Source organism: Tangfeifania sp., assembly GCF_055108615.1.
Genome location: NZ_JBSQIC010000111.1, coordinates 1 through 9,585 on the forward strand (window position 1 = coordinate 1; position 9,585 = coordinate 9,585).

At 41.4% G+C, this 9,585-nt stretch carries 8 protein-coding genes and 1 tRNA gene; 6 read left to right on the forward strand and 3 right to left on the reverse strand.

Going from position 1 to position 9,585, the window contains the following annotated elements; genetic code table 11:
* The 3 genes from ACTCNA_RS16440 to ACTCNA_RS16450 form a co-directional block, all read right to left on the reverse strand.
* A partial coding sequence (locus ACTCNA_RS16440; RefSeq protein ID WP_462949027.1) for a hypothetical protein occupies window positions 1-265 on the reverse strand: 265 nt, incomplete at its 3' end.
* A 325-nt stretch (window positions 266-590) separates the two neighbouring features.
* Window positions 591-968 carry a RidA family protein gene (locus ACTCNA_RS16445; RefSeq protein ID WP_462949028.1) on the reverse strand — a complete coding sequence of 126 codons (378 nt, stop codon included), beginning with the start codon at window positions 966-968 and terminating at the stop codon, window positions 591-593.
* Between the two features lie 11 nt (window positions 969-979).
* Window positions 980-3,631: a putative LPS assembly protein LptD gene (locus tag ACTCNA_RS16450; RefSeq protein ID WP_462949029.1), complete on the reverse strand. Its 2,652-nt coding sequence runs from the start codon at window positions 3,629-3,631 to the stop codon at window positions 980-982.
* A 386-nt stretch (window positions 3,632-4,017) separates the two neighbouring features.
* Between ACTCNA_RS16450 and ACTCNA_RS16455 the strand changes: the two genes are divergently transcribed.
* From ACTCNA_RS16455 to ACTCNA_RS16480, 6 genes are all read left to right on the forward strand, one after another.
* Entirely contained in the window at window positions 4,018-5,274 is a 1,257-nt protein-coding gene (locus ACTCNA_RS16455; RefSeq protein ID WP_462949030.1) for an MlaD family protein, read from the forward strand.
* 283 nt (window positions 5,275-5,557) lie between these two features.
* The gene (dnaA, locus tag ACTCNA_RS16460) at window positions 5,558-6,991 is read left to right on the forward strand and encodes a chromosomal replication initiator protein DnaA (RefSeq protein WP_462949031.1); all 1,434 of its coding nucleotides are present in this window, start codon (window positions 5,558-5,560) and stop codon (window positions 6,989-6,991) included.
* A gap of 47 nt (window positions 6,992-7,038) precedes the next feature.
* Window positions 7,039-7,653, forward strand: a complete 615-nt coding sequence (locus ACTCNA_RS16465; RefSeq protein ID WP_462949032.1) for an IMPACT family protein — start codon at window positions 7,039-7,041, stop codon at window positions 7,651-7,653.
* A 305-nt stretch (window positions 7,654-7,958) separates the two neighbouring features.
* Window positions 7,959-8,867, forward strand: coding sequence for an aspartate carbamoyltransferase (pyrB, locus tag ACTCNA_RS16470; protein ID WP_462949033.1), 909 nt, complete (start codon window positions 7,959-7,961; stop codon window positions 8,865-8,867).
* A 7-nt stretch (window positions 8,868-8,874) separates the two neighbouring features.
* Window positions 8,875-9,348, forward strand: a complete 474-nt coding sequence (pyrI, locus tag ACTCNA_RS16475; protein WP_462949034.1) for an aspartate carbamoyltransferase regulatory subunit — start codon at window positions 8,875-8,877, stop codon at window positions 9,346-9,348.
* A gap of 152 nt (window positions 9,349-9,500) precedes the next feature.
* Window positions 9,501-9,584: transfer RNA gene (locus tag ACTCNA_RS16480), tRNA-Leu, on the forward strand.
* Window position 9,585 lies beyond the last annotated feature (1 nt).

Here is a 9,585-nt window from a genome sequence, read left to right on the forward strand (position 1 = left end):
TCATCATACTTGTGGTTATCCGTTTTATATCTGCCGTGGTTAAATCCGCCACTTCCCCGGAAATAAACCGGGTAAGTTCCATAAAACTGCTAATTGGACTGCGCAGATCATGAGCTATAATGGAGAAAAATTTGTCTTTTTCTGCATTTAGCTCGATTAACGCTTCATTTGCCTTTTTTATTTTGGCTTCGGCAATTTTAAGATCGGTAATATCAACAAGGGTTACAAGGCAATTTTCATCAGCATTGCTAATAATGCCTTTCATTAGGACATGTTTTGCAGAATCCTCGTTTTTTATAAACATGTTTTACAGCAGTTTTAATAATATGCCACAAAGATACGAAACCAGGTCCACATAAACAAATGAATTCGGGGACTACAAATGGTTTTCAAAAATACTGCAATTGATTATCAAGTAGTTACAAAATAAAATAACCGGAATTTGTGCATTTTTTTAATTTTTGGGTGGCATTTTTAACAAGTTGGGTTAAAACTTTTGAGAAAATTTCTATTCCTGATATTATCCGCAACGCCAAACGATGCAATCGTGCGGCAGCAAAGAATTCTCTGAAACGGGAACCCTTTTTTTATTATTTCACGGCCACAGTCTCAATTTCAATTAAAACCCCAAGCGGCAATTCTTTTACTGCAAAAGCTGCACGCGCCGGAGGGTCTTTCTCGTAAAACTCTCCATATACCTCGTTCATGGCTTTAAAGTTGGCCATGTCGCTAAGCAGGCAGGTCGATTTTACTACATCAGGAAAACTGTAGCCGGCCACTTCCAGGATAGCGCCAATGTTTTTCATCACCTGGCGGGTTTGCTCTTTTATTCCGCCTTCCACCACCTTCATAGTTTCGGGGTCGAGCGGCACCTGTCCCGAAATGTACAACGTGCCGTTTACTTCCACGGCCTGGCTGTAAGGCCCAATCGCCTGCGGGGCGTTGGGTGTAGAAATAACTTTCTTCATAATTACAGGTTTTAGAAATTATCGTAATGACTTTGTCGTTTCTGTATTTTCAGGTCTTTCAAAATTGAAGATTTGGCGTTGATGGTAAAGCTGTAGCTTTTGCGGAAACCAAACGGAACAAAACTGAATGACATTTGCCAGCAGTGTAAATCGCGGTTCACATTGAAAGTAGTGAAGGCAAATTCACCGGCCATAATATCGTAATTGGTATTTGCGCTAATCCGCCATTTTTCGGTCAGGTTTATATTTCCTCTCACACCTATTGTTTGCGAGAACCTGCCATCGGGTGCTGCCCTCGACGGGCCGGTATAGTTAAAACTGTAATCGAAACCAAAATCCCACGGGATATTAAAATCCACGTAATCTTCATACTCGCCGGGTAAAATATTTTCCTCTTCCACAAGTCCCTTATTCCTTTCGGCTTCTTCTTCCCCTTTCTTCGAGCGGAAATTCAGACCAAAAGAGAGATTGGCACGCGTTAACCTCCCCAGCTTGGCCAATCCACTCTTTTCGTTCCAAACATATTTATGAATTTTTTGGTAATCATCGTTTACCATGTAGGGATCCAGCACACCTCCCATGTTGATGCTCACTCCTGCAACAGTTGTTCGAGCACGAATACTGATTGGAGAAAGATTCAGCGAATCGGCAATTAAATTATAGGAGGTCCCGAAACTCAGGTTATCAATAATTTTCACCTTTCGTGTTTGCAGTTCACCCTCGGTGCTGGTGGTATCGTTCGTGTCGAGCACTTTCATCTCGAGGTTGTTATTCAATGAAAACGAAACCGAACCCGATGCTCCCCGCCCGGGCGAACCACCGTAAATGCCGCCGGTGTTTACATCGAAATACTGCATACGTCCGGTGGAATCCACCTGAACTTCCTGCCAGTAGCCAAACCGCTCGGCACCAAAATCGGGGCGGTAACTAAAGCTCATGGAAGGCGACATTTTGTGCCTGATACCTTTGACTTTCGAGTTCGAATTGCGCGGCAAAAACATCCCGTAAATATTTGTTGATGCGCTCACACTGTACGAATAGTCGTAAACCCGGTTCAGACCGGTTATGGTATCAATTTTCACGGAACCGGGGAAACCCGGGGGATTATCATACTCAGCTCCTCCGTTGTACGAGTAATCGTATTTTTTAAAGTACCATTTTTCGTTGTAACTGAAGCCCGGGCTAAAATTAATGTGGTTGAACAAATTAAAGCTGGGCAACGCAATGGGAATATTGTGCCGTATCCCGTTTTTCCAGTCGCGCGTTAACGATTGGTTCAGAATTTCCGATTGCTTGGCGGTAACCGAGTTCCGGAGGTTTCCGCTGTAGTTAATACCCAGTTTTTCGTACCATTTAATGGGCCCGCTGCGGTTCTTTTTTCTCAAAGGATAAATTTTCCCCATGCTGAATGTCATTTCGGGCAATGACAACGACATGGTGGAGTCCCGTGAATTTTGTGAATGCCGCAGGTTAACCGACATATTAAATGGTGTGTTTTCAAATTTTTTGGTAAATGAAATACTCGACGATTTTTGCGTACTCAGGTATTCCTGTGATGAATAGGAATTTAATTTTTCATAACCGCTCGACGATAAATTCACGCTGGCCGAGAAAGTCTGGTTCGGATTGGCCTTGGCATCCTGGCTGTGGTTCCAGCGCACTGAAAACTGTGGTGTTCTCCGGTAATCTTCCCGCCCTTTTTCGCCAAATACATTTACACTGTATTGCAGGTTCATGCCCCCGCTAAACTTGTAGCGTTTCCGGTAGTTGGTATTTAATTTTGAAGCCCATGAACCTTTGGAGTAAATATCGCCCTGCAACGCCAAATCGAAATATTCGCTGGCAGCCCAGTAATACCCCCCGTCGCGCAAAAAGAACCCGCGGTTTTGTTCCTCACCGTAGGCCGGCACCAGTATTCCGGATGAATAAGTTGGTGAGTTGGGAAAGTAACCAAACGGAAGGAAAGGAAAATAAATTGGGAAATCTTCCAAAACCATATAGGCCGGGCCAGTAATTATTTTGTTGTTCGATATTACTTTCGCCTTGGTAAGATGAAGGTAAAAGTGAGGATGGTCGGCATCGCAGGTGGTGTATTTACCATCTCTCAAAATAAAAGCATCTTTCGAAATCTTTTTGGTTCGCTGGCTATGCACAAAACCATCGCCCTGTTCAGTAACCACATCGGTAATAATCCCTTTTTCGGTTTCAAAGTTATACCGCAGTGTTTTCGATTCAAACTCCTCGTTACCATCTTTAAAAATTGGCTTCTGCACCAGGGCCCCGGTCGAATCCTGGATACCTTCAGCATACACTTCCTTGGTTTCCAAATCGAGCTCAATGAAATAAGCCGACAGTTCAATTTGCTGGTAAGTAACCCGGGAATTATTGTAGAGAAAAACTTTCTGCCCGTCGAAAGAAACGATAATTGAATCTTCGGCATTGTAATCGATGGGAGCTTCTATTACCGGAGCAACCAGCGAATCAGTTGTGGTAGTATCAATGACTGTCCCGCCAATTTCCTGTAATGTATCAACCTGAATGGCCTGGTTGTTAACGGTGTCAGATTGCGGAACTTCCAGCACAGGAGGGAAACTTTCCGTTTCCTGACCAAAACCAAGCAGAGAAATAAATATGAGCAGGTATGTAATAAGTATCTTATACAAAATGTTTTCTGAATTTAATGCTTCACCTTGTGGCACGACGTGCAAAAATAAAAATAAGCCCTTTACCTGAGCGCTAATAAATGCAAAATAAATTTAATATTTCTATTTTTACAGGTAAATCAATTAGCAGGATAGCAAGAGGTAAAATTTACCGACCGGTTTACAAATTAGAAATTATTAATAACGAAAAATTTACAGGTGTTTTAAAATATTTTTTCACGAGAATCAGGGAATTTTAAATATCAACATAAGCCTGAAAACAATTAACTTCTTCGCCTTCCCAAAAGAACAATGAATTAATATCTGCTAAAAACACCTTCAGAAAAATGTAATTCCTGTTTGAATTGCCTAATTTTACCCTATATTTTTTGAAAAAATTAAACAGTATGAAAATTTCAAAATACACAAAACTGGGAATTCTGATAGTGATATCCATAACAATTTTAATATGGGGGTTGAGTTATCTGAAAGGCAATGATATTTTTCAGAAATCAAATGACTACCATGTCATTTACGAACGGATTGACGGCCTCTCCAAATCGAATGAAGTAATCCTTAGCGGATACAAAATAGGGCAGGTAAAAGATATTGCCTTCACACCGGGGAACCGAAGCCATTTGCGGGTAACATTTACCATTGATTCTGAAATAAAAATACCTGTTAACTCTGTAGCCCAGATTGTGACCAGCGATTTGATGGGGACCCGGTCGATTAAACTGAACCTGAGCGATGAAAATGAGTTTTACCAGCCCAACGACACCATACCAGGAGATATTGAAAGCGATTTAAAGGAACAGATAAGCATGCAGGTGCTGCCCATAAAAAATAAAGCCGAAGACTTACTGAGCACGATCGACTCTGCCATAACCATTTTAACCGTTATTTTTAACGAAGATGCCCGCCAAAACCTTTCTGAAAGTTTTGAGAATATTAACCGCACCATCGAGAACCTGAAACAAACAACTTCCGACTTGCAACTTTTTGTTTCTACTGAAAAAGAGAGCGTTGGAAACATCATCACGAACATAGACAGCATCACCACTGCTTTCAACCGAAATACCGCTGAACTAGAAAGAACACTGCAAAACATTGCCCAATTCAGCGACACACTGGCCCAAATGCCAATTACCCCAGTGCTGACAAATATTTTGGAAGCCTCCAACAAAATCAATTCGGTACTTGCCAAACTGGAAAGCACCGACAATTCAGCTGGCCTGCTCCTTAACGACGATGAGCTGTACGCTTCCATTACTACGCTTTCTGCCGATTTGAGTTCATTAATAAAAGACATCAGGATAAACCCGGAACGTTACCTTCAGTTTTCAGCCATCGACCTCGGTAAAAATGTGTACATCAATGCCAGCGGTGATGCAGCAGAAGAAAACATTGTATTTAAAGTTCACCTTGTTTCAAGTGAAAATAAAATTCCGCTCGATGCTGACCATTTTAAAGGACTTGGCCCAATAGAAGAGTACGAAGCCAGCGGAGCTTATTCCTATCTTGCAGGTGAATCACATTCGTATGCCGAAATAGCAGAATTGCATGTTAAAGCTACGGACAAATTTCCGGATGCAACCATTGTTGCATTCAAGAACGGACGGTTGATAAAATTAGAAAAAGCACTAAAATCATTAAAGAAATAAACACCGGAGCGTTAATATACATGTAAATACAAGTTAAAACCCGATCACTACCAACCAGATAGCCTGCTAACAATCAAAATGTTAAACATAAAAAACTGAATATCAGTTACTTATTAATTTTAAAAAATATTCAACTTTTAATCCCCTCAAATAGAAACCAATAAAACATTTCCGAAAAAGTCAAGCCCAAATACATTTTTTTTTTAACTTTTTTTTAGCAAATTTTGCTTTTGGGAATTAAAAGGGAATTTTTTGTAGAACCTCAAAAATCCAACCATTTTAAATGAGTAAGGAATATATTTCGGCTTGGGAAAAATGCCTCGACATTATCAGAGATAATGTGCCAGGCAGCAGCTTCAAAACATGGTTTGAACCAATAGTGCCCATCAAACTCGACAACAAAGTACTAACGATTCAAGTGCCCAGTGCATTTTTTTATGAGTACCTCGAAGAACAGTTTATCGATATTCTTCGGAAAACACTGCGCATGGTTTTAGGAAACGGTGCCAAGCTCGAATATAATGTAGTAATGGGTGGCGACACACAAACAAACGGCTCACCCTATACTGTAAGCTATCCAACCAACAACAACTCAAAAATTCAAAACCAGCCGTTAAACATCCCGCTGAAAGCAGATGAAAAAAAATCCATAAAAAATCCGTTTATTATTCCCGGCATACAGAAACTGCAGATTGACCCGCAGCTCAAACCCGATAATACATTTGATAATTTTATTGAAGGCGACTGCAACCGGTTGGCAAGAAGTGCAGGCTACGCTGTTGCCCGGAATCCCGGCGGAACCGCTTTCAACCCGTTAATGATTTACGGAAACTCCGGACTTGGCAAAACACACCTGGGGCAAGCCATTGGGATTGAAGTAAAAGAAAATATGCCCGACAAAGTGGTGCTTTATGTAAATGCCAATAAATTTCAAACCCAATTTACTGAAGCAACGCGCAACAACAACCGGAACGATTTCCTGCATTTCTACCAGATGATTGACGTACTGATTCTGGACGACGTGCACGAATTTGCCGGCAAAGAAAAAACGCAGGAAACTTTCTTCCATATTTTTAACCACCTGCACCAAACCGGGAAACAACTCATTTTAACCTCGGATAAACCGCCCATTGAGCTGAAAGGCATGGAACAACGGCTTTTGTCGCGGTTTAAATGGGGGCTCACAGCCGACCTGCAAACACCCGATTTTGAAACCCGGATGGAAATCCTGCGCCGGAAAGTTTACAACGACGGCATTTCGTTATCCGACGAGGTGCTTGAATACATTGCCTCGCACGTAAATAATAATGTGCGCGAACTCGAAGGAGCACTTGTTTCGCTACTGGCCCAGTCGATGCTGAACAAACGCGAGATTACGATCGACCTTACTGCCAAACTGATCAACAAACTGGTAAAGAATTCACACAGGGAACTCTCAATTGAATACATTTCGAAAGTAGTGTGCGATTACTTTAACATGCCGGTGGAGTCGCTGCAGACCAAAACACGTAAACGCGAAATTGTACAGGCCAGGCAAATCACCATGTTCTTTTCAAAAAGCCTCACAAAATATTCGCTGGCAAGTATTGGCGCTCAAATAGGAAATAAAGACCACGCCACCGTGCTGCACGCCTGCAAAACGGTAAATAACCTGAAAGATACCGATAAAAATTTCCGGCAATACGTTGAAGATATCGAAAAGAAATTAACGATGTAACCAACCGGGCAGGAACCAAAATTACTGCCTTTTTTAATCCATCCTGCATGATTTATCTGATGAAAGTTACTTACAAGACAATAGCAGCTAAGAGCGAAGGGTATTTTAAAGACAAAGGAAGTAAATTTCTGGCCTTTGCCTGGCCGGTTTGTTCAGAAAAAGAAACCAAAGAAATTTTGGACCGGCTGAAAAAGGAACACCACAATGCACGGCATCATTGTTATGCATGGCGACTGGGTGTTGATGAAATTACCTTCAGGGCAAACGACGATGGTGAACCTTCTTCCACTGCGGGCAAACCCATTTTGGGGCAGCTGCTTAGTTTCGATGTAACCAACGTTTTTATTGTGGTAGTGCGCTACTTTGGCGGAACACTGCTCGGCACAAGCGGACTTATAAATGCTTACAAAACCGCTGCTGCCGATGCGCTCAGCAATGCCCGGATAGTGACCAAAACCATCGAGGTGAAATACAAACTACATTTTACCTACCCGCACATGAACGATGTGATGCAAATCATAAAGCAGGAAAACCTGAACATTGTTGATACACAGTTTGAAATTGAATGCGATCTGTTTTTCACAGTGCGAAAATCGGAAGCCGGAAGAATAGAAAAAATATTTCAAAATTATTATGGGGTGGAGATTGAACAAATTGGCTGAACTGTTAATAAAAAGCTGAAAAAAGTTCATTTCATTCGCAGGTAATTTGCTTATTTCATTTTAATTTTGAATTTTATGATGAAATGCCAAATAAACCATCACCAGCAAATTTGCAGGGTTCAGTTTTATCCCGCAAAAATTTATCTTCCCCTGCATTTTATCATTTTTTTACATAACCGGTTTAAAACAGGTTTTAAAGAAAAAGTGGTTTTGCTTTTTCGAAGTGCGAAAAGCCAATATTTTATTTTTTTGAAATATTGGCTTTTTTTTGAAACAGAAATTTATGACTACCAATTTATAAGAATATGAAGCGAGATTTAATTTCAATTACAGACTATTCGAAAGAAGAATACCTGAAAATCATGGAGATGGCTGCTGAGTTCGAAAAAAACCCGAACCAGGACCTGCTTAAAGGGAAAGTGGTTGCATCCCTTTTTTTTGAGCCATCGACCAGAACCCGGTTAAGTTTTGAAACCGCAATTAATCGACTCGGCGGTAAAATTGTCGGTTTTGCCGATCCACAAAATTCAAGTTCCACCAAAGGCGAAACCCTGCACGATACCATAAAAATGGTAAGCAACTATGCCGATTTGATTGTGATGCGCCATCCGCTGGAAGGAGCGGCACGTTATGCCGCCGAGGTCTCACCGGTTCCGGTTATCAATGCAGGCGACGGGGCCAATCAGCACCCCACGCAAACCTTGCTCGACATGTATTCCATTTTAAAAACGCAGGGAACGTTCGACAACCTCAATATTTTCATGGTTGGCGACCTGAAATACGGACGTACCGTGCATTCGCTGCTTATGGCCATGTCGCAGTTCGAAAATCCGATTTTCAATTTTATTGCCCCGGCAGAGTTGCAAATGCCCGAAGAATATAAAATGTTCCTCAGGGAAAATGATATCCGGTATTTTGAACATCGCGAATTTACCGACATCATCAGCGAAGCCGACATTATTTACATGACCCGCGTGCAAAAAGAGCGCTTTTCAGATCCCATGGAATATGAGCAGGTGAAAAATATTTACATCCTCCGCAATTCGATGCTCGAAAATACCAAGCCCAACATGAAAATTCTTCATCCACTGCCACGGGTCAACGAAATACATACCGATGTGGACCAAAACGAAAAAGCCTACTATTTCACACAGGCTTTAAACGGAATGTACACGCGCGAAGCCATCATCACCCACATTATGAACCTTAAATAAGCAAGCCATGAGTAACGATAGTACCAAAAAAAAGCTGAAACTTAAAGTAAGCGCAATTAAAGAGGGCACGGTTATCGACCACATCCCTGCCCAAAATTTATTCAAGGTAATAACCATCCTCGGTCTCGATAAAATTGAAAACCAGATTACCTTCGGCACCAACCTCGAAAGCCAAAAACTGGGCAGCAAGGCCATCATTAAAGTATCCGACAAGTTTTTTGAAAACGACGAAATCAATAAAATTGCCCTGATAGCCCCCGATGCCAAACTCAATATTATAAGAGACTACGAGGTGGTAGAGAAAAAAATTGTGAAGGCACCTGAAATTATTAAAGGCATTGTTAAATGTTTTAACCCGAAATGCATAACGAACAACGAAAAAATTACCACCTGCTTTAAAGTGGTTTCTACTTCGCCGGTTACCCTAAGATGCAGGTATTGCGAAAAAATGACAATCGGTGAACAAATGAGAATGCTGTAATTTCCGGCGAAAAGCTTAAAATGAACTACGTCTGCTGCATTCTGTACAGCATAATTTTTTTCAAAAATGATTGAGCTAAATCTTCACGGGCAGACGTAATTTTTTATATATTTGCCCCTCGATTTCCGAAAAGGAGAACGTTCTTTACAAAAGCCCAGTTGGCGGAATTGGTAGACGCGCTAGTTTCAGGGACTAGTGTCCTATTGGACGTGAAGGTTCGAGTCCTTTACTGGGCAC

Excerpts from the sequence above, each read along its gene's own strand:
- pyrI (WP_462949034.1), top strand. The coding sequence starts at position 8,875 with ATGAGTAACGATAGTACCAAAAAAAAGCTGAAACTTAAAGTAAGCGCA.
- ACTCNA_RS16445 (WP_462949028.1), bottom strand. The coding sequence starts at position 968 with ATGAAGAAAGTTATTTCTACACCCAACGCCCCGCAGGCGATTGGGCCT.
- pyrB (WP_462949033.1), top strand. The coding sequence starts at position 7,959 with ATGAAGCGAGATTTAATTTCAATTACAGACTATTCGAAAGAAGAATAC.
- ACTCNA_RS16455 (WP_462949030.1), top strand. The coding sequence starts at position 4,018 with ATGAAAATTTCAAAATACACAAAACTGGGAATTCTGATAGTGATATCC.
- dnaA (WP_462949031.1), top strand. The coding sequence starts at position 5,558 with ATGAGTAAGGAATATATTTCGGCTTGGGAAAAATGCCTCGACATTATC.
- ACTCNA_RS16465 (WP_462949032.1), top strand. The coding sequence starts at position 7,039 with ATGATTTATCTGATGAAAGTTACTTACAAGACAATAGCAGCTAAGAGC.